Annotated in this window: 16 protein-coding genes; 12 read left to right on the plus strand and 4 right to left on the minus strand. The window is 73.3% G+C overall.

What is annotated here, in order from left to right:
- Window positions 1-10 precede the first annotated feature (10 nt).
- Together ACICHK_RS37260 and ACICHK_RS37265 are read left to right on the plus strand one after the other, a co-directional pair.
- Entirely contained in the window at window positions 11-610 is a 600-nt protein-coding gene (locus ACICHK_RS37260; protein ID WP_406840398.1) for a TetR/AcrR family transcriptional regulator, read from the plus strand.
- Window positions 607-2,244, plus strand: a complete 1,638-nt coding sequence (locus ACICHK_RS37265; protein ID WP_406840399.1) for an FAD-dependent oxidoreductase — start codon at window positions 607-609, stop codon at window positions 2,242-2,244. Before ACICHK_RS37260 ends, ACICHK_RS37265 begins: the two co-directional genes overlap by 4 nt.
- Here the strand turns inward: ACICHK_RS37265 and ACICHK_RS37270 are convergent.
- Entirely contained in the window at window positions 2,220-2,642 is a 423-nt protein-coding gene (locus ACICHK_RS37270; RefSeq protein ID WP_406840400.1) for a hypothetical protein, read from the minus strand. The two genes, ACICHK_RS37265 and ACICHK_RS37270, sit on opposite strands and share 25 nt — an antisense overlap.
- Window positions 2,643-2,828: 186 nt before the next feature.
- On the opposite strand from ACICHK_RS37270, the gene ACICHK_RS37275 reads away from it, so the two are divergent.
- The 3 genes from ACICHK_RS37275 to ACICHK_RS37285 all read left to right on the plus strand — a co-directional run bounded on the left by ACICHK_RS37275 (window position 2,829) and on the right by ACICHK_RS37285 (window position 6,446).
- Window positions 2,829-3,566 carry a YoaK family protein gene (locus tag ACICHK_RS37275; RefSeq protein WP_192582558.1) on the plus strand — a complete coding sequence of 246 codons (738 nt, stop codon included), beginning with the start codon at window positions 2,829-2,831 and terminating at the stop codon, window positions 3,564-3,566.
- Between the two features lie 172 nt (window positions 3,567-3,738).
- Window positions 3,739-5,463, plus strand: a complete 1,725-nt coding sequence (locus ACICHK_RS37280) for a PASTA domain-containing protein (RefSeq protein ID WP_406840401.1) — start codon at window positions 3,739-3,741, stop codon at window positions 5,461-5,463.
- A 167-nt stretch (window positions 5,464-5,630) separates the two neighbouring features.
- Window positions 5,631-6,446 (plus strand): hypothetical protein, encoded by an 816-nt coding sequence (locus tag ACICHK_RS37285; RefSeq protein WP_406840402.1) that lies wholly within the window; start codon window positions 5,631-5,633, stop codon window positions 6,444-6,446.
- Window positions 6,447-6,485: 39 nt separating this feature from the next.
- On the opposite strand, the gene ACICHK_RS37290 is transcribed toward ACICHK_RS37285, so the two are convergent.
- A complete protein-coding gene (locus ACICHK_RS37290; RefSeq protein ID WP_406840403.1) occupies window positions 6,486-7,340 on the minus strand; it encodes a ribonuclease BN in 855 nt (284 codons plus the stop codon).
- A gap of 158 nt (window positions 7,341-7,498) precedes the next feature.
- On the minus strand, window positions 7,499-9,334 hold the full coding sequence (locus tag ACICHK_RS37295) for an arabinofuranosidase catalytic domain-containing protein (protein ID WP_406840404.1): 1,836 nt from the start codon (window positions 9,332-9,334) through the stop codon (window positions 7,499-7,501).
- Between the two features lie 550 nt (window positions 9,335-9,884).
- Between ACICHK_RS37295 and ACICHK_RS37300 the strand changes: the two genes are divergently transcribed.
- The 7 genes from ACICHK_RS37300 to ACICHK_RS37330 are packed head-to-tail and all read left to right on the plus strand — an operon-like array spanning window position 9,885 to window position 19,080.
- Window positions 9,885-12,653, plus strand: coding sequence for a phosphoenolpyruvate synthase (locus ACICHK_RS37300; protein WP_406840405.1), 2,769 nt, complete (start codon window positions 9,885-9,887; stop codon window positions 12,651-12,653).
- The gene (locus tag ACICHK_RS37305; RefSeq protein ID WP_406840406.1) at window positions 12,650-14,302 is read left to right on the plus strand and encodes a hypothetical protein; all 1,653 of its coding nucleotides are present in this window, start codon (window positions 12,650-12,652) and stop codon (window positions 14,300-14,302) included. Before ACICHK_RS37300 ends, ACICHK_RS37305 begins: the two co-directional genes overlap by 4 nt.
- A gap of 54 nt (window positions 14,303-14,356) precedes the next feature.
- Window positions 14,357-15,535 carry an SDR family oxidoreductase gene (locus ACICHK_RS37310; protein ID WP_406840407.1) on the plus strand — a complete coding sequence of 393 codons (1,179 nt, stop codon included), beginning with the start codon at window positions 14,357-14,359 and terminating at the stop codon, window positions 15,533-15,535.
- Window positions 15,532-16,476, plus strand: a complete 945-nt coding sequence (locus ACICHK_RS37315; protein ID WP_406840408.1) for a nucleoside-diphosphate kinase — start codon at window positions 15,532-15,534, stop codon at window positions 16,474-16,476. Before ACICHK_RS37310 ends, ACICHK_RS37315 begins: the two co-directional genes overlap by 4 nt.
- 11 nt (window positions 16,477-16,487) lie before the next feature.
- Entirely contained in the window at window positions 16,488-17,468 is a 981-nt protein-coding gene (locus ACICHK_RS37320; RefSeq protein ID WP_406840409.1) for a ScbA/BarX family gamma-butyrolactone biosynthesis protein, read from the plus strand.
- Window positions 17,465-18,430 carry a hypothetical protein gene (locus ACICHK_RS37325; protein ID WP_406840410.1) on the plus strand — a complete coding sequence of 322 codons (966 nt, stop codon included), beginning with the start codon at window positions 17,465-17,467 and terminating at the stop codon, window positions 18,428-18,430. Before ACICHK_RS37320 ends, ACICHK_RS37325 begins: the two co-directional genes overlap by 4 nt.
- Window positions 18,427-19,080, plus strand: a complete 654-nt coding sequence (locus tag ACICHK_RS37330) for a nitroreductase family protein (protein ID WP_406840411.1) — start codon at window positions 18,427-18,429, stop codon at window positions 19,078-19,080. Before ACICHK_RS37325 ends, ACICHK_RS37330 begins: the two co-directional genes overlap by 4 nt.
- Before the next feature lie 71 nt (window positions 19,081-19,151).
- On the opposite strand, the gene ACICHK_RS37335 is transcribed toward ACICHK_RS37330, so the two are convergent.
- Window positions 19,152-19,892, minus strand: coding sequence for a DUF4142 domain-containing protein (locus ACICHK_RS37335; protein ID WP_406840412.1), 741 nt, complete (start codon window positions 19,890-19,892; stop codon window positions 19,152-19,154).
- Window positions 19,893-20,028 lie beyond the last annotated feature (136 nt).

The raw sequence follows: 20,028 nt of genomic DNA on the forward strand, positions 1-20,028 counted from the left end.
ACTGTGACACATGGCGCCCATTCGTCACAACCACTCGGACGGTGACCCCGTCCTCGACGCCGTACGCGACTGCGTCCTGGCGGTCGGAGTCCGGCGTACCACCCTGACCGACGTGGCCCGCCGCGCCGGTGTCTCGCGCATGACGCTCTACCGGCGCTGGCCCGACGTGCGCTCGCTCGTCGGCGACCTGATGACCCGTGAGTGGATCGACGTGGCGACCCGCGCCATGCCGGAGCCCCAGCCGGACGGGCACACGCGGACCCTGATCGTGGACGGTCTCGTGGCCGGGGTGGAGGGCTTCCGGGCCCACCCGCTCTTCCGCAAGATCATCGACGTCGACCCCGAACTCCTGCTCCCCTACGTGCTGGACCGCCGCGGCGCCAGTCAGGAAGCCCTCCTGGAACTCCTCGGTGACGCCCTGGAGCAGGGGCACGCCGACGGCTCGGTGCGGATCGCCCCCACGAGACGCCAGGCCCGTGCCGTGCTGCTCGTGGTCCAGTCCTTCACCCTGTCGCTGCGGACCATGACCGACGAGGACGACCCCGAACTGACCGGCACCGCCTTCCTCGACGAGCTGCGCACCCTATTGGAGAGGACCCTCACGCCATGAGTCCCACGAGCAGTCCGTCCGGCCCGGCCGCCCCGGCGCCCGGATCGTCGCTCTCCGCCGCCCGCCGCCGCCGTGAACTGGACCGGGCCGTGGGCGGCGACACCGTGGACGTCCTGGTCGTCGGACTCGGCGCCACCGGCGCCGGGGTCGCCCTGGACGCGGCCGCGCGCGGTCTGAGCGTCGTCGCCGTCGACGCCCACGACCTCGCCTTCGGCACCTCGCGCTGGAGTTCCAAACTCATCCACGGCGGACTGCGCTACCTCGCCTCCGGACAGCTCGACGTCGCCCACGAGAGCGCGGTCGAACGCGGTGTCCTCATGGAGCGCACCGCCCCCCACCTGGTACGCGCCCAGCCCTTCGTGCTGCCCCTGACGCCGTTGGTGTCACGCGGTCAGGCCTCCCTGGCCTGGGCCGGGTTCAGGGCCGGGGACACCCTGCGGCTCGCCGCCCGCACCTCCCGCGCCACCCTGCCCGCGCCGCGCCGCCTCTCCGCGGTGGAGGCCCGCCACCTGGCGCCGTCCGTGCGCCCCGCCGGCCTGCGCGGCGGACTGCTGTCCTGGGACGGCAAGGTGACCGACGACGCCCGGCTCGTCACGGCGCTCGCCCGTACCGCCGCCGCCCACGGCGCGAAGATCCTCACCCGGGTCCGGGTGCTCGGGACCAGCGGTACCGTCGCCCGCGTACGCGACGAACTGACCGGGGAACAGGGCGAGATCAGGGCCCGCGCGGTCGTCAACGCCTCCGGCGTCTGGGCGGGCGAACTGGTCGAGGGCATCCGGATCCGCCCCTCGCGCGGAACCCATCTGGTGCTGCGCGCCGACCTGTTCGGTCCGCTGCCCGCGGGCCTGCACATCCCGATCCCGGGCGAGACCAACAGGTTCGTCCTCGTCCTTCCGCAGGACGACGGCCGCGTGTACGTCGGCCTGACCGACGAACCGGTCGACGGGGACCTGCCGGACGTGCCCGAGGTGCCCGAGTCGGACGTCGGCTTCCTGCTGGACGTCGTCGGCTCGGCCCTGGACGTCCCGGTGCGGCGCGACGACGTGGTGGGTGCCTTCGCGGGGCTGCGCCCCTTGCTCGACACCGTGCCCGCCCGCTCCGGAGAGCCCGCCCGCACCTCCGACATCTCGCGCCGGCACGCCGTCCTCACCTCCGACGACGGGGTGACCACCGTGGTCGGCGGCAAACTCACCACCTACCGGCGCATGGCCCAGGACGCCGTCGACGCGGCGGTCGAGGCCCGGGGGCTGCGGGCCGGTCCCTCGACGACCGCCTCCCTGCCGCTGGTCGGCGCGGCGGCCCCGCACCGGCTCGGCTCACTGGCCGCCCCCGGCCACCTGATCCGCCGCTACGGCGCCGAGGCCCCCGCCGTCCACGCCCTCGCCGCCCGCGATCCCCGGCTCGGCGAACCCGTGGTGCCCGGACACCCCGTCACCCGGGCCGCGCTGCTGTGGGCCGTGCTGCACGAGGGCGCCCTCGACGAGGCCGACCTCCTGGACCGGCGCACCCGCATCGGTCTGGTGCCACAGGACCGGACCGCCGCCGCGGCCGCCGCCCGGGAGGCCCTCGACGCGGCTGCGGAGCACCCCGTCCGGCGCGGCGACACCCCTCAGTCCGAGGTGACTCCCCAATAGCCGATCCGCGCCGGCTCGCCATCGGCGTACAGCACCGTGCATCTGCCCTGTGAGCGGTCGGGGAAGTCCAGCCGACCGGAGTCCAGTGCTGCGTCCCAGTCGTCATAGGTGGGGCGGCCGTCGGGGGCCCAGGCCCGGATCTCCTCGTCCGTCAGGGGACGCATGAACGGGCCGTCGTCGGAGTCCGTCGCGTCGATCATCTCGGGCTGGTCCAGGACGGTGGCGGTACCGCCGGTGAAGATGTACTCGTGCCATTCCGGGTCCCGCCACAGCTCCTCCACGGTCCGGCCGGGGAAGCCGTGGTCGTCCTCGGACAGTTGCTCCTCCTGGGCTCTGCGGAACGCGGCCGCCAGGTCGGGCTCGTACGGTCCTGTGTGGGTCCAGCAGTCGCCGCCCATGCCGTTCGTCTCCCTCGTCTCGTCGATCGGTGGGTCAGCAGCCTAGGAGGGGGCACCGACAGCCGGGCCGTCGCACGGTGCGCGCACGTCGGCCGGAGCCCTGACGCGCCGTCCATCGGTGGCACGGTCGTCGCGTTTCGGCCCGGACACCGCGGCTGTGGCGTCGCCGTTGCCGAGACTGGCCCCATGAGCGAAGAAGCGGGACCGCCGGCGTCGGCCGTACGACGCGAACGCCAGCAGACCGTCGTCATGGCGACCCTGACCGTCCTGGCGGGCGCGGTCGACGCGGTCAGCTTTCTGACCATGGGGCACGTCTTCACCGCGCTGGCCACGGGCAATCTGCTCTTCCTCTCCTTCGCCGTCGCCGGTGAGGGAGAACTGCCGGTGGCCCGCCCCGCCGTCGCCCTGATCGCCTTCGTCCTGGGGGCCGCGGCCGGGGCCCTCGCCACCGGCGGTCTCGTCGCTCGCCACCGGCACTGGTTCGCGGCCGCCCTGGCCGTGGAAGGGGGGCTCCTGGCCCTCGCGGGCGCCACGGCGCTGTGGCGGCACGGTTCCGGCTCGCTCACCGATCACCCGGACGACCTGGTCATCGCCATGGTCGGCTTCGCCATGGGCCTGCGCGCGGACACCGCCCTGCGCGCGGCGGTCCCCGGCATGCCGACCCTGCTGGTCCAGGTGTCCCTGGTCCGTCTCGTCCACGGCCTCACCGGAGCCACCGCAGCGGCCGGGCAGCACCCCACGGCCCGGATCCGGCTCGTCGCCACCGTCGCCGGCATCTTCGCGGGCGGCGCCCTCGGCACCCTCATCACACCGTGGGGGACGGGCCGGGCGCTGCTCGCCGTCGCGGCGGCGGTCCTGGTCGTCGCCGCCCTCAACGTGCTCCTGGCACGGCTGCACCTGCTCTCGCCGGAACTCATCGACTGAACTGCCGGAGCCCGGCCGGTGATTGGCGCCCCGCGGGCACGCCGACCGCCTCCAGCCGCCGCGGCGATCGCGGAAATGACGGCGAGACGACATCATCTGTGCAGGTCACGGCCGTGCATCGGTTCGTGGAGCAGGGTTTCTGTCGAAGATCGACAGCGGCTAATCTCCGCGTATGTCCCCAACCGCTGCGCAGCGTCTGCTGCGTGACGACCCGCGCACCACCGAAGTGGCCGCCCGAGAGGTCGCCCTTCCCCTCCCCAAGGCGCGGGCCCTGCTCCGTACGCTCCTGCCGGGAGAGCCGGTGCTGGCGCTCTACCACCAGGGGCTGGGGTATGCCGCCCTCACCGATCGCGCGCTCGTCCTGCTGAGCGGGGACGAGCCTTCGCGGGTCCCGAGGCCCTTGGTGGTCCTGCGCCCCGCGTACGGGGTCGCGTCGCGCGTGGACCTGTCCGTCGACGGGCGACGGATCACCGTGTGGGGGTCGCGGATCGACGCGTCCGGAGCGTTCGTGCAGGCGGCCGACCACGCGCTGCCCGGTTCGCCCGCCGACGACCCCCGCCTGGCCGCGGTCCTCGCCGACGAGAAGCTGTCGCTGCCCGACGACCACAGGCGGACCCTGCTCGCGGAACTCGGTCCCGCCGAGACCGTACGGGCCCTCTACCACTGCGGCTGGGGCTACGCCGCGCTCACCGAGGACGGACTCGTCATTCTCCGCGGTCTCTGGGCCCCCAAGGCGCTCAGGGTGCCCCACCCCGTGTCCCTCCTCCGCCGTGGGCACGGCATCCTCGACTCCACCGTGATCGTCGTCGACGGCAAGGAGTACGGGCTCCACGGGTCCCGCCTCGATCCCGGGGGAGAGCTCCTCGCGGAGAGGGGAGAGCAACTCCCGCGGGTCGGCCCCTCCGCCCGCCCGCGTGGCGGAGAGCGTGTACTCGAATGGGCCCACCGGCGTCCCGTCCCCGCCGCCATGATCGCCATCGCGATGCTCGCGACCGTCTGGGGCGTGGGACACGGCACATCGGCACGCGCCGGTGCCGACCGCGCCGACGCGGACCGCGCCGTCGTGGTGCGGGACTTCGGGGGAACGGCCCTCACCGGCGCCGTCGCGGACGCACGACGCCAGAACTGGATGACGGTGACGACGGCCGACGCGTCTTCGTCCTTCCGTCCGGTGAAGGACTCCGAGCCCGGTTGGAAGGTCTGCTTCCAGACGCCCTCCCCGAAGGAGGAGGTCCGTCCGGCCGTCCGCGCCCTGACGCTGTATGCGGTCCCCGAGAAGGAAGCGTGCCCCACGAGCCTGCACGCCTCCCGACGGGTCGTCATGCCGGACCTCCGGGGCGAGAGTTTCGGCGCGGCCTCGGGCGCCCTGGACGACCTGGGTCTCTCGTACACGACCACGTGGCACGCGCACACGGATGAGCGTCTGGGCGGCGGCACCGGAGACCTGGAGGACTGGCGGGTGTGCCGCCAGCAGCCGGAACCCGAACGCGAGGTGCAGCCCTCGACGCCGGTCGACCTGTGGCTGATCGGTCCGGGTGGGCCCTGCGCCAAGCCCAGCCCGAAACCCACTCCGAAGCCGAAGCCGAAACCGAAACCGAAGCCCGCTCCCAAGCCGAAGCCCGCTCCCGAGCCGGAGCCGAAGCCGCGCACCGGGGGCACGAGCGGCTCCGCCACGACGGGCGGCACGTCAGGAGGCGGCAGCGGAAGCGGTGGGTCCACGGGCGGTTCCTCCGGCACCTCGGGCGGAAGCGGCGGCGGCACGGGCGGCCGGTCCGGCATCGGGTTCGGGCAGTACTGCTCTCCCGTGGGTGCCGTCGCGACCACGGCCGACGGGCGCCCCGCGAAGTGCTTCATGGGCAGGGACGGCCGCGCCCGCTGGGGTTACAACTCCGGCTGACCGGGGCGCCGGCCGGGGCCCCGGATCCGGCCGACCGGGAACGGGCACCGGCCCTCCACGTTGCCGGGAACCGGCAGTCCCGCCGGGGTCCGACACTTCCGGGACCCGACGTGTCGGCCGGTCGGCCGCGTGTGACCTAATGCTCCCGGAACGAAGGAGACACGGAAGTGGCTGTGCGGTCGGTGGAGCGGTCGGTGCCGGAGCGGATCCGGCGGGAGCGGCGGCAGGCGGCCGCCTGGACACTGCTGGGACTGGCCCTGTCGGCGGTGGCCGCGGTGCCGGGCCTCTTCGTCCCCGGACGGGTCGCCACGGAGGCGGCCTTCGAGGACGCCCGGCCGTGCGCCGGTGAAGCCGCGGTGCGGGACGACGGCGCGAGCTGTCTGCGCACGATCCGCGGGACGGTGATCTCCGCCGGGAACGCCAAGAGCGGCAAGGCGACGGTCTTCCGCGTGATGCTGCGGCCGCCGGTTCCGGCCCCCGCCGATCAGCCCATCGACCTCGACTCGCACGGAGACCTGTCCGAACTCGTCGAGCCGGGGGAGCGGGTGGACGTCACGACGTGGCGGGACGAGGTGGTCGCCGTCAGCCAGGGCGGGGTGCGCGAGCGGCTTTCGGGACTGCCGGACGAGACCCCCACCGTCCTCACCGGAGCCGCACTGATCGTCGCCTGGTCGGCGGCCCTCGCCTTCGTCGCCGCCTTCGGCAGCGCCCGGCGGGCCCGCCGCATCGCCACGGGCCGCCCCGTCGTTCCCCGGGTTCCGCTGGGCAGGGCGAAACCCGTCGGCGTGTTGATCACGCCGATCGTCGCGGCCTTCACCGCCGGTCACTTCTGGGACACCTGGACGGCTGTGGTCATGACCGTGGTCCTCTGGGCCCTGATCGCGGTCCCGGCCACGATCCTCGCCCTGCGCTGGGACCGGGAGCCGTCCTCGGCGTCCCCGTCGGGCCGGCAGGCGGACACCCCGCTCGGCGCGTCCGGCTGACCCGGCGCGGCACGGAGTCCGGGTCATGGCCGCCGGGAGTCACCGCTCGCGCCCCCGGCCCCGCCGCCGAAGGGTTCTCGCGCCGGTGGTGATCTCCTCGTGCGCCAGCCGCCCCAGCAGCGCGCCGCCGAAGACGACGACGCCGACACCGACCAGCCAGGACTGGACGACGAGGACGGTGCCGAAAGGGCCGTAGGAGACGGTGCTGGAGGCGATCAGGGGTGAGAAGACGCGACGCGAGAAGACCCGCAGACCGAGCAGGCCGAGAGCCGTCAGCACCGCGCCGGGCAGCAGGGCCCCGGCGGCGATCCTCCCGCCGAGCAGCATCCACTGCGACCACCAGAAGAACAGGACGGCACTCAGCGCCGCGGCCACCGTTCCGGCGGCCGAGTGGCGCCACAGCGTGGTCGTCGCGGTCACGTAGATCGATCCGATGAGCACGGCCAGCCAGAGGACCTGGCGCCATCGCGCGTACCAACGGGCCGCGGACAGGTCCCAGACCTTCTCGTAGCCGGTCTGCACCGCCGCACCGAAGCTCAGGCCGAAGACGGCGAGGGCGGCGAGACCGAAGGCCGTCGTGGTCTGCCGTACCTGTGCGGGCCCGGCGAACAGCCGCGCGACCTCGTCCCTGGCGGCACTCGACACGCCGAGGCCGTCCCCCAGCCACTCCGCGAAACCCCGCCCGTGCGCCGGATCGGCGGCGGAGACGACGATCAGGAGCGGTACCAGCGTGAGGAAGCCGAGGGCCGCGAAGCCCAGTGACCGCTGTCCCAGTTCGATGGCCTTGCTGTGCCGCCATCCCCGGCCGAAGGGGGAGTCGTGCAGCGCCGCGTACAGCCGTGCCCGCGGGGCGGGCCGGTCGTCGTCGGCGTCCGGGAGAGCTTTTTTCGGCATGCAGGTCGATTACCACAGACACCGCCGGCGCCAACCGCATCAGGACAGGCCGGTGCGGGGGCGGCCTCGGCGCCTTTGCCGGATCGGTCGCGCGACCCGCGAGGAGCGGGCCCGGCCGGACGTCGGGTCCGGCCGGGCCCAAGGGCGGTGAGGCGATGTCAGCCCAGTGCGAACTTCTGGGCGGCGGAGCCGTTGCAGTCCCAGATCCGCAGCCGGGTGCCGTTGGCCGTGGCACCGTCGGGGGAGTCGAGGCAGCGGCCCGACTGCGGGTTGAGCAGCGAACCGTCGGCCTGCTGCTGCCAGACCTGGCCCCCGGCCCCGTTGCAGTCCCACAGTTCGACCTGGGTGCCGCCCGCGGTGCCGTTGCCGTTGATGTCGAGGCAGCGGCCCAGCGTGTGCAGCCGGCCGTCCGAGCTGTGGAACCAGTGCTGGTCTACCGCGTACGACTGGCAGCTCCAGAGCTGTACGGCGGTCGCGTTGGAGCCGTTGTCGTCACCGGCGACGTCGGCACAGGTACCGCCGGGTCCGATGACGGGCGCGCCCGCGTTGACCGCGAACTTCTGGGCGGCGGAGCCGTTGCAGTCCCAGATCCGCAGCCGGGTGCCGTTGGCCGTGGCACCGTCGGGGGAGTCGAGGCAGCGGCCCGACTGCGGGTTGAACAGCGAACCGTCGGCGCGCTGCACCCACTTCTGGCCGCCGACCCCGTTGCAGTCCCACAGCTCGACCTGGGTGCCGCCGGCGGTGCCGTTGCCGACGATGTCCAGGCAGCGGCCGATGGTGCCGAGCGATCCGTCCGCGTTGTGGGTCCAGTGCTGGTCCTCGGCGTACGACTGGCAGTTCCACAGCTGTACGGCGGCGCCGTTCACCCCGGTGTCGTCCGCGGCGACGTCGACGCACTGGCCGCCGGGGCCGCCGATGGTGCCCTGCGGACCGTTGGGGACGTTGGTCTGGCCCGAGTAGCCCACGGAGACGATGTTCGACTGGACGGCGTTCTCGGCCGCGTCGGTCGGATAGCCGATGACCATGACGCCCTCGAAGAACGTGCCCATGTTCCAGTTGCTGTTGTCGCCGCCCGTGCCCAGGATGATGCCGCCCTCCTGCTGCATGGGCCGGTAGCCGCCCCGTGAGGGCAGCGCCCCGTCCCACCAGGTGGTCAGGCCCCCCGACTGCGAGTTGCCCCCCTTCAGCGCGTAGGTGGTCTGGCCGTTGTTCTTGAGGACGGCCGTGACGTACGTGCTGTTGTTGCCCTTGTTCGCGGTGTTGGAGCCGTTGTCACCCTGGAACATGCCGTTCTCCAGGTCGGCCTCGATCCAGGGTCCCGAGCCGCTGCAGGGAGCGAAGTAGCAGGTGGTGGCGATGGACACGGCGTCCATGTGGCCGTTGCCGGTGTCGGCCGGTGTGGCCTCGGCGTTGCCGTAGTCGAAGCAGCAGGCGGAGCCGACGTGGGTGCCGCTGGCGACCATGTAGGCGCCCTCCGCCTGGCCGTTGACCGCGGTGCCGGACGCGGCGCCGTGCGAGCGGTAGCCGACCCCGGGGGAGATCCAGATGCCGTACACCTTGTGACCGCCCGCCGTGACGGACAGCTCACCGGCGTCGGCGCCCCGGTCGGCACCCATTCCGGCCGTGCCGGCGGGACCGGGGAACAGGTCGTTGTGGCGGGAGGTCTGGTCGTACACCTTCGAGATGCTGCAGGTGGTGTTCGCGCAGAAGCCGTCCTGCTGGGCGGCGTTCGCGTAGCCGCCGGCCGTGAGCAGCCCGATGTCGGCGGTCGCTCCGTCGGAGACGCGTTTGACCTGGTACAGCGGGCCGTTGTACGCCGAGAAGAGCGCGCGTGTCGTGCTGTGGGCGGCGACGCACGGGGTGCCCGCGCCTGCGTAGATGTCGCAGGGCTGGGAACCCGCGGCCCGGGCGACGCCGGGCATGCCGACCAGGACGGTCACCAGGAGGCCGAGAACGGCGGCGGCGGACAGCAGGGCGTGGCGCAGCCGGAGCACCGGCCCGGCCGTGGAAGACGGAAAGCGACATGGGGAAGGGGATCTTCTTCTGCGCACGTGTGCTCCCAAGGTGGCGGGTGGAGCTACAACTCGCCCTCGGGACAGCCGAGTTCAGGCTGCCTGGCGACTGAGACGGAAGTTACAAGCGCTGGTTGATTGTGTCAATATTTGTTGCTTTCCTTTCTTCTGGGTCCTCGTCGATGTCCGAACGTGTGGCTTTGTGGCGGCCGGTGGCCCATGGCGCGTCCTGCCGGGGTCCGGTCCCACGCTCCGCCGGGACGGGAGGGGCGGCGGGACGTACGCGGTGGTACCGCCGCGTATCGCCACCGCGGTCCGGTCCGCCCTCGGGGCCGGGTCGACCCACTTCGGCTGGATCATCCCGTTTCCCCTCGCGCCCCCGTCGTTCGTCCTGAACAGCGGTGCGCGACCGGAATTTGAAAGGGGTACGACGACCGAAAAGCGTCTACGGCGGCCCGGGGGAGTTTTTTCGACCGGCCCTGCTGTGCAACATTCGAGCGAGGCCGAGCAACACCCTTGGAGGGGAAGCGCATTGTCGCCCACCACGGGATCCGAACGCGGGTCCCTGCACGTCCTCACGCCGTCCAGTGACGAATCCATTGCCGCCGAATGGGCCGGTGGAAAAGGGAAGAACCTGCACACCCTGACCGTGTCCGGATTTCAAGTACCGCGCTGGTCGATCATCGGCCTGGACGTATTCGCGGAATTCTGCCGCGACGGCGGCCTGGACGGACACCTGGGGCGCCTGCTCGCCGGTGACCTGGAGTCGAGGGCGGGCCGGATCGCCGCGGAGATAGCCCGCCTGATCGAGGACGCGCCGCTCGGCGACCGCCTCACCGACGCCATCGGGCTGGCCTACGGGCTGGCCGGCGGCGGCGCCGTGGCCGTCCGCTCCTCCGGCCCGCAGGAGGACGGCACGCGCCACTCCTTCGCCGGCCAGTTCGACACCTTCCTCAACGTCCGCGGCCTCGACGAGGTCGTCGCCCACGTCCGCCGCTGCTGGGCCTCGGCGTTCTCCGAACGCTCCCTGCGCTACCGCGCACGGCACCGGCTGCCCGCCGACACCGGTGGCGTCGCCGTCGTCGTGCAGCACATGGTGGCCGCCGAACTCAGTGGAGTGCTGTTCACCGCCGACCCGGTGACCGGACGCACCGACCGGTACGTCGTCAGCGCCGTCCACGGGCTGGGGGAGGGGCTGGTCTCGGGCGCGGTCGACGCCGACACCGTCGTCCTGGACGCCACCACCGGCAAGCCGCTGACCACGGTGGTCGGCGACAAGCGGGAGCGCTACGACGCCGGATCCGGGCCCGGCTGCCGGGTGTCGCCCGTCGCCGACGGGGACCGCGCCGAACTGTCCCTGACCGCCGACCGGCTGGAGCGGCTGCACGCGGCCGGGACCCGCCTCGCCGCCCTGTACGGTACCCCCCAGGACATCGAATGGGCCATGGCCGACGGCACCCTGTGGATTCTGCAGAGCCGGCCCGTCACGACCCTCGCCCCGGCCGCCGACCCCGTACCGGACCCCGGACGGGACCTGCGGCTCTGGGACAACTCCAACATCGTCGAGAGCTTCAGCGGCGTCGTCTCCCCGCTCACCTACAGCTTCGCCGCCGACACCTACGCGAAGGTGTACGACAGCTACGCCCGCGCCCTGGGGGTCCGCGGGGAGCGGCTGCGCGAGGTGCAGGAGTGGACCCCGCACCTGCTCGGCTACATCCACGGACGGGTCTACTACAACCTCTTCCACTGGTACCGCATGGTGCGCCTCGCGCCGTTGTACCCGCTCAACCGGCGCGTCCTGGAGAAATCCCTGGGCGTCGCCGAGAGCATTTCCGACGAGGTCGCCGACACGCTCCATCCGTTCACGCCCCGGACCGGACTGCGCGGTCACGTCGAACGCCTGACACGTACGGTCATCTTTGCCGGGCGGTTCATCACCATCCGGAAATCCGTCGACACGTTTCATCGAGATTTCTATCGTGCGTACACGATATTCAACAACGTCGACTACGACGCCCTTCCGGGTGATGAGACGTACCGCCGTTTCCGGCGGCTGCAGCGGGAACTCATCGAAAAGTGGGGTCCGATGCAGACCCTCGACGCGACGATCCTGCTCTCCGTGGGACTCCTGGCCCTGCTCACCCGCAGATGGCTGCCGACGGCGCCCGAATGGTTCACCTGGGCCGCGGCGGCCCCCGGCGGCGGTGTCGAGTCCGCGGAACCGGTATGGGCGCTGCGCGAGCTGGCCGACCAGGCGCGTGCCGACACCGAGGTCCTGGCGCTGCTGGAACGGACCCCCGACTCCGAGGCCCACCAGGCCCTGCGCGACGCCGGCCACGTCCGGTTCCTGCGGGCCGTGGACGCGTACATCGCCGACTACGGCTACCGCAGCCCCGACGAGCTCAAGCTGGAGGTCCCCGACCTGCGCGAGAACCCGGCGGGACTCTTCACCCTGCTGCGCGGGGCGCTGCCGGACACCGGCGACGGCGGCGGCACCCCGGACCGCGGCGGCGAGGTCGACGCCTACCTCGACGAACACCTCGGCCGCCCGCGGCGCCTTGTGTACGAACGGGTGCGGGGCAAGGCCCGGGCCGCGCTCGCCGACCGGGAACGGCTCAGGTTCTGCCGCACCCGCGCCTTCGGAGCGGCCAAGCGCATGCTGCGCGCCCTGGGCCGCGATCTGGCGCGCGCGGGTGCCCTCGACGCCTGGGACGACGTCTTCCTCCTGCGCCTGGAGGAGATCCGGGGCGCCTACGAGGGCATGATCGCCCACACCGAACTGCGGGAACTGGTCGTGCTGCGCCGCGGACAGCAGGCCGCCGACACCGCGCTGCACGCCCCGTCCCGCTTCACCACCCGCGGCGCGCCGTACTGGTCGGGCAACCTCGAACGGGCCGGCTGGAACAGCGGCCCGGCCGCCCCCGGCGGTGCCCGTGAACTGACCGGCGTCCCCTGCTGCCCCGGCGTCGCCGAAGGGCCCGCCGTGGTCACCGACACCCCCGGCGACATCGGCGGCGGCATCCTGCTCACCTACCGCACCGATCCGGGATGGGTGACCGCGCTGTCCTCGGCCGCCGCCCTGGTCATCGAACGGGGCAGCCCGCTGACCCATGTGGCCGTCGTGGCGAGGGAGCTGGGCATTCCGACCGTGGTCCAGGTGAAGGGCGCCACCACCGAGATCCGCACCGGCACCCGGCTGCGGGTCGACGGCGCCGCCGGCACGGTCGCCGTGCTCGCCGACCCGTCCCGCGACAGCGCGGCCGCCGCCCCGGACAGCCCCCGAACGGAGACGCGCCAGTGATCCTCACCGAGGAACGGCTGCAGGACCTGCTCGACAAGTCCCTCACCGAACTCCCCCTCGACACCGAGTGGGCCGTGACCCTGGAGGGCTCCATAGCGGAGGGGTTCGGCAACCCCTCCTCCGACATCGACTTCCTGCTCGTGAGCCGCCGCGACGACGACCTGCCGACCATGCCCTCCCTGTTGTTCGTGGACGGCAGAAGGGTGGAGATCCGTACGCGGTCGGTGCGTCAACTGGCCGACCAGTTCCAGGAGGTGGAGCGGGCGGCCGCGCGGCCGTCCCGGCTCTCCGAGGACCTCCTCAACCGCTGCCAGCGGGTGCTGCACAGCCATCCGCTGCGCGGCCACGCCCTCGTCGAGGAGGTGAAGGCGCTGCTGTCCGTGGAGCGGTTCCGCCGGATCACCGCCGACTGGTGGGCGCACCGGGCCCGGCAGTCCCTGCGGCACGCGCTGGCCCTGCAGTGCCTCGGCGAGAGCGACGAGGCGGTCGACTGGACCCGCGCCGCGCTCGTGCAGAGCGTCAAGTCCTGGGCGGCGGGCCTCGGCGAGACCTATCTCGAACCCAAGTGGCTGTCCATGCAACTGGACCGGGCGGGACGGGAGGACGTACGCGACCGCTACTGGGCGCTGGAGACGGCCGTCGTCCCGTCCGGCGACGCCGGTGCCGCCCGGGACCGTCTGACCGCCTGCCTCGACTTCGCCGCGGACCTCGGAATCACCGGCGTCCCCCGGAAGCCCGAACGGCTCACCGTGGAACGCGTGGCCCGGGTGACCACCTGGCAGACCGGTGAACGGGTCCACGTCGTCCGCGGCCGACGCGACGTGTTCGCCCTCGGCGCCGACGCCGGAACCGTCTGGCGCTCCCTCGTCCTGGGCCGGCCGCTGCCCCGCGTACTGGCCGAGAGCGCCGCCACCGGCGTCACGGACCCCGGCCCGCTGCTCGCCGCCTTCCTGCGTCACGGACTGGTCCGCCTCGTCTGGAAGGGCGGCGGAGCCGTCACTCCCGCGCTTCCGCTCGGGGCCCCGCCGGGCCCCGTGACCCCGCCGCCCTCCACCGCGCGGCCGCTGCTGTCGGTCCGCGGCGCGGCCGTCACCGGAGCCCGCGCCGTCGACCTGATGCCCCTGCCCGCCGACCGGTTCGCCGCCGCGGCCATGGCCCTGGTGTGGTCCAACGTGGTGGTCGAGAACGCCCTCGAGGACCTGACCGGAGCCCTGCGGCGCGGCCAGCGGCGGGTCGCCGAACTCACCGCGCGCCGCGCCGTGCACGCCGCGCTGCGCGGACTGTTCAGCGCCCACGGGGTCAACCCGCTGCCCGCGGACACCGACCTCGTGCGCCGCATGGACCTGCTTCCCGCCGCCACCGGACCGATCGGCGTCCGTGCCGGGGAACTCCTGGCACGGGGCGTGGACTCGGCGGAGGACGGCGACGCGCTGCGCGCGGAGCTGCGCCGCTTCATCGCCCTGGTACGCGGTGCCATGGGCGCCGACTCCTTCCCGCTCTCCTTCGACTCCGCGCACACCTGGCGGGCGACGCTGCAACTCGGCCACGACTGGCTGCGCATGGGCGCCCACCTCGGCGCGGAGCTGCCCATCGAAGAGGCCCGCGACCTGCTGGCCGGCAACGGGGCCCAGCCCCATCAGGCCCGCTGACGGGCCCTCGGTTCCCGAGCATCCGACCCGACGTTCCGCGCGGAGGATCCACCGATGTCCGATCCGACGACCCCCGATCCGACGACCTCCGATCCGACGACCTCCGATCCGACGGCCCCCGATCCGACGGCTTCAGGTCCGGCGGCGTCCCACCCGATGACGGTGCTGGTGACCGGCGCCAGCGGCTTCGTGGGCGCCGAGGTGACCGCCCGGCTCACCGCCGCCGGCCACAGAGTGCTGGCGGTGGTGCACCGCAACGCCGACCTCGTCCGCAACAACGGCAGGAAACTCACCGCCGGTCCGGGCCTCCTCACCCGGATCACCGGCGACATCACCCGTCCCGGCCTCGGACTGAGCGGCGACGACAGGCGGCTCGCCGCCGGTGCCGACCGGATCGTCCACTGCGCCGCCGTCACCGACTTCGGACTGCCGCCGGGCCGGTACGAACGCGTCAACGTCGAGGGCACCAGGCACGTCCTGGGCCTCGCCCTCGGCGCCCGCACACCCCTGGTCCACGTCGGCACCGCCTACGTGTGCGGGGAACGCGACGGCATCGCGTACGAGGACGAACTCGACCTCGGCCAACGCCCCGGCAACGACTACGAGAAGAGCAAACTGGCCGCCGAGACCCTGGTCCGCAAGGCCGCGGCGGACGGCCTGCCCGTGACCGTGGTCCGCCCGAGCATCGTCACCGGCGCCAGCCGCACCGGCCGCGTCCGCGACCACAAGACCGTCTACCCCGTGCTCCGGGTCCTGACCAGGGGCCTGGTGCGCACGGTGCCCGGCCACCACGACGCCGTCCTCGACCTGGTCCCGGTCGACCGGGTCGCCGACCTGGTGACCGAGGCCGCCACCCGGTTCCGGGACGCCGAGGGCCGCACCCTGCACGCCGTCGGCCACGAGCTGACCCTGCGGGACATGTCCGACGTCCTCGCCGAGTACCCGTCCCTCCACGTACCGCGGTTCGTCCCCCCGTCCGCGTTCTCCGCCACGGCCCTGCCCGGCCGCGAACGCCCCTACTACGACCGCGTCGTCTCCCTGTACGCCCCCTACTTCCGGCGCCGCGTCCGCTTCGACGCCGCCCACGCCGAGGCCTTCGGCCACCGTCCGCCCGCGACGGGCGCGCACGCCTACCTGCGCCGCCTCCTCGACCACTGCCTCGCGACCGGCTACCTCGGCCCGCCCCCGGGCAAGGAGCCGACCGCCCGACCCGACGGGAGCACCCACCGATGACCCTCGCCCACCTCGCCGAACCCTCGTACGGCATACCCGTCTCACCGCTGCTGACCTGCCACCCCGACAAACAACGGCTGTACGGCGCGGACACCTACTACCAGGAGAGCCACGACCAGCTCGCCGCCCTCACCGGCGACGTCACCGGCTTCGCCCACCGGCACGCGCTGCTGCTGCTCAAGCCCGACGCCGTCGTGGCCCGCAGACTGGAGGCGGCCGCGGACTGGCTGGCCGAACGGGGGTTCCGGATCGTCGGCGCGGCCGTCACCCGGCTGACCCGCACCATGATCCGCTCCCTGTGGTACTTCCAGTGGAACCTCGCCACCCCTCACCGCAGGCGGCTGGCCGCGCTCTTCCTGGAGGACGCCGACGCCCTCGTCCTGCTCGTCCGCCCCGAGAACGACCTGGACGTGCCCGCCTCGGTCGAACTCACCCGGCTCAAGGGGCCCACGGACCCGGACGCCAGGCGGCCCGGCCAGCTGCGCCATCTCCTGGGCCGCTACAGCTACTTGCTGAACCTGGTGCACACCCCCGACGAGCCCGCCGACGTGCTGCGGGAGCTGGCCGTCCACTTCGACGAGACCGAGCGCGACCGCCTGTTCCGCTCCGCCCTCGCCGACGAGGACCGCGCCGCACACGCCCGCGAGCTGACCGGTCTGCTGTACGCCGCCACCGAACCCCGGGACCTCGACTTCGACCCCGCCCTCGCACGGCTGCGCGCCACCGTGTCCCGGCACCGGGGCGCCGACCCCTCGGGCACCCCGCGGGCGCTGCTGGAGGACGCCTGGCGGCGGGGGATCGACCTCGACCCGTGGGACGCCGTCGTCGTCGGCTCGAAGGTGCTCCCCATGCGACAGCCGGGCCGGGCGCCCGTGCTGGACGGAGCCGACGCCGGCACCTGGCGCCGCCACCTGGAAACCGTCCGCGCCACCGCGAACTGAGGAGCGCCACCATGCGGTTCACCCCGACACTCCCCAAGGAACTCGTGCACCGCTCGGCGGCCGAGGAGGTCTTCCTGACCGACGCCGAGCGCCACGGCGAGGACCAGATGCTGCTGGCCGCGCGCTTCCCCCGCCGTCACGCCTTCTACGACGACACCCTCGGCCCCGGCGACCGCCTCGACCCCTTCCTGCTGCTCGAGGCGTGCCGGCAGGGCATCTTCGTGGTGGCCCACCGCTACCTCGGCGTCCGGCAGGGGCACAAGTTCCTGCTCCGGGCGGTCGAGTTCGAGGTGCCGGACCCGGACGCCCTCACCCGGGGCGACCGGCCCACCGAGGCGGTCGTCACGACCCGGATCGAGAAACGGTTCCGCACCCGGGCCGAAGTGCGGGGCCTGCGGCTCCGCTTCGGCCTGGCCATCGGCGCCCGGGAGGCCCTGGCGGCCCGCATCGACTACTCCTGGATGCCGCCCGAGGACTGGACGAGCCTGCGGACCCGGCAGCGCGGCGCGCTCGGCCTGCCCGCCGTGCCCGTGGCGCTGCGCGGACCCCACGTGGAACCCGCGCTCGTCGGCCGACGCGCCCCGGCCAACACGGTCATCTCACCGCCGCGCACCGCGGACGACGGCACCCACACGGCACGCCTGCTGGCCGAGACCACCCACCCCACCCTCTACGACCACTGGGTGGACCACGTGCCCGGCATGCTGGAACTGGAGGCCTTCCGCCAACTCGCCCTGCGCGCCGCGGTGTCCACCGGAACCGTCCGCACGCCCAGCCCGCTGCCGGTCGCCCTGGCCGCGCGGTTCCGCCGTTTCGCCGAGATGGATCTGCCGCTGGAGTGCCGGGCCGCTCCGGCGCCGCCGGGCGCCGCCGCCGAGTGCGTCCTGCGCCAGTCCGGCTCCGTGGCCGCCGAGGCCCGGATCAGGTTCGCCGACGCGGACGCCGGACCGGCACGCGCCCTGGCCGCGCCGACCGCGCACAGGGCCGCATGAGGCCCCCGGCCGCACCCGTCCGGGACGAACCCTCCTCGGACGCACCCGGTCACGGGGACGCGGCGACCACCGTCGTCGCCGCCCGAGTGCCCGCCAGACTGGGCCGTTTCGTGCTGCGCAGGTTCCGGCCGCACCTCTACGTCACCTACGGAGTGCTGTGGGTCCTCGCGCTGGAGGGCTCGGCGGTGGCCGCCGCCGGCCCGGCCTGGCGCCCGTCCGGCGCCACCTGGATCCGGGCCGTCAGCGTCGTACTGGCCCTGCTGTTCCTGCGGATGCTGGACGAGCAGAAGGACCTCGCCCACGACCGCGTCCACCACCCGGACCGGCCGCTCGTCACCGGCGCGATCACCGCGGCCGAACTGCGCGGCGCGATGGCGGCGGTCACCGCGGTGGTGACCGGTCTGAACGCGGCCCTCTCGGCGGCCCCCGCCCTGCTGATCCTCGCGGCTCTCGGATACGGGCTGCTCCTCGCCCCGCTGGAGCGGCTGTCCCCCGTGGTGCGCGACCGACCCCTGCTCGGCCTGGCGGTGGCCTACCCGGTCCAACTGCTGCTCGGTGTCTACGTCTACGGGTCGCTCGTCGCCGCGGGAACCGTCACCGCCGACTGGCGCGGTGCCGCGCTGCTCGCCCTGAGCGCCTGCGTCTTCCTGCACTTCGAGTTCGCCCGCAAGACCGCCTGGGAGGCGCCACCGGGCACCCGTCCGTACTCGGCCGCCCTCGGCCCGCGGCGCGCCGCCGCGGTCACCGCCGCCTTCGCGGCCGGGGCCCTCGTCTGCCAGGTCCTGCTGTTCGCCCCGTGGGGCCCGCTCGCGCTGCTGCCCTGTCTGGCGGCCGTCCTGCCCGCCCACGCCACCCGGCGGTTCCTGGCCGCGGGGCGCGGCGGGTGGCCGATGCCCGCCGCGATCGCCTTCGTCGTGGCCACCCACCTCGGGCTGGTGCTCCGGGCGGTGCTGCTGCCGTGACCGACGGACTTCCCCTGTCCTGCGAGGAACTGCTGACCACCACACGGTCCGTGCGGCGCGGTCTCGACCTGGACCGGGCGGTGGATCCGGCCCTGGTCGAGGACTGTCTGCGCACCGCCCTGCAGGCACCGAACGGCAACAACCGGCAGAACTGGCGCTGGCTCCTGCTCACCGACCCGCGCGTCCGCGCGGACGTCGCCGAGGTGTACCGGGCCGCGTTCCACGAACGCAACGCCGCCGCTCTCGAGAGACTGGAGGAACTGCCCGCGGCCGCGCGCTCGGTACTCACCGCGGCCCGGACGCTGGCCGACCGGCTGCACCGGGTACCGGTCCTGGTCATCCCCTGTCTCGAAGTGCCCGGCGGACGACTGCCCCCGGGCAACCAGGCCGGTCTGTGGGGGTCGTTGCTGCCGGCCGCCTGGAGCTACGCGCTGGCCGCCCGCAGCCGCGGACTGGTCACCGCCTGGACGGCCGTCCACCTGGACCGCGAGCGGGAGGTCGCCGACGTACTGGGCCTGCCGCCCACGGTGCGCCAGGGCGCGCTGCTGCCGACGGCCCACCCGCTGCGCACCACGTTCCGTCCGGGCCCGCGGCTGCCGCTGGAGCGGGTCCTGCACCGCGACGGCTGGCAGGGAACACGACCGGTCTGAGGTCCGGCAGGGGGACACCCGCGGGTCCCGGCGGGTGTTCCCCGGACGTGGGGCCGCCGGTCCTTCGCCGGTCAGCCGACGGTCGGGCTGGGGGTCGGGCTGTTGGTGTTCACCTTGAGGTCGGGGCGCGGGGTGAGGACGACGATCGGGGCACCCGGCTGCGGCGCGGGGGGCGTGAGCTGGTCCTTGGGGAGCGTGGGCGGGGCGCTCTGCTGGGCGAGGACCGAGGGGAAGTCGATGGTGCCGGTCTTCTCCATCATGGTGATGTGGTCGAGGACCGTGTCGTTGGCGAGGTCCGCGAGCTCGCGCACGAGGGAGTTGTTGGTGTTGGCGCGCACCTTGGCGATCACCGAGAAGATGGAGCCGTGCGTGACGCGCAGGATGTTGGCGGCGGTCCTGTCGAACTCCTTGCCGCTCAGGGCCGCGGAGGTCGCCACGAACTGCTGCTGCTGCGGGGACGCCTGGTTGGGCAGCGTGATGTTGAGCTGGACGGCGACCTTGCGGTCCAGCTCGTCGAGGCGGGCGTGACCCACGATCAGGTGCTTGCCGGCCTCCCGCATCGCCGGGGTCGAGCCCTTCTTCAGCGCGATCTCGCCCAGGGGGTACTCCCACAGCCCGGCCGCGCGCACCTTGACGACGAAGTCGCGGTCGCCCTCGGTGAGCGGGCCCCACTGGGTGTCCGTGATGACGCGGGTCTGGGCGCTGGACGTGGTCTGGACGCCGAGCATGGTCGGGTATGCCAGAGCAGCGAGAGTCAGGGTCGCCGCGCCGCCCACGAAGACCGTTCCTGCCAAGTTGCGTGAGACGGGCATGATGCCTCCTGACGTATCGATCAGATTTCACAGGGGGTACGGATGTCACGGCCCCTTTGATCATTTTGACGGGTAAAATCTGGCTCCTTTCCTGTGTCGTGCGTCACAGCGGTCGCACAGGTCGGGGCGTGCCGCT

This window comes from Streptomyces sp. AHU1 (assembly GCF_045343905.1).
GTDB lineage: Bacteria > Actinomycetota > Actinomycetes > Streptomycetales > Streptomycetaceae > Streptomyces > Streptomyces triticiradicis.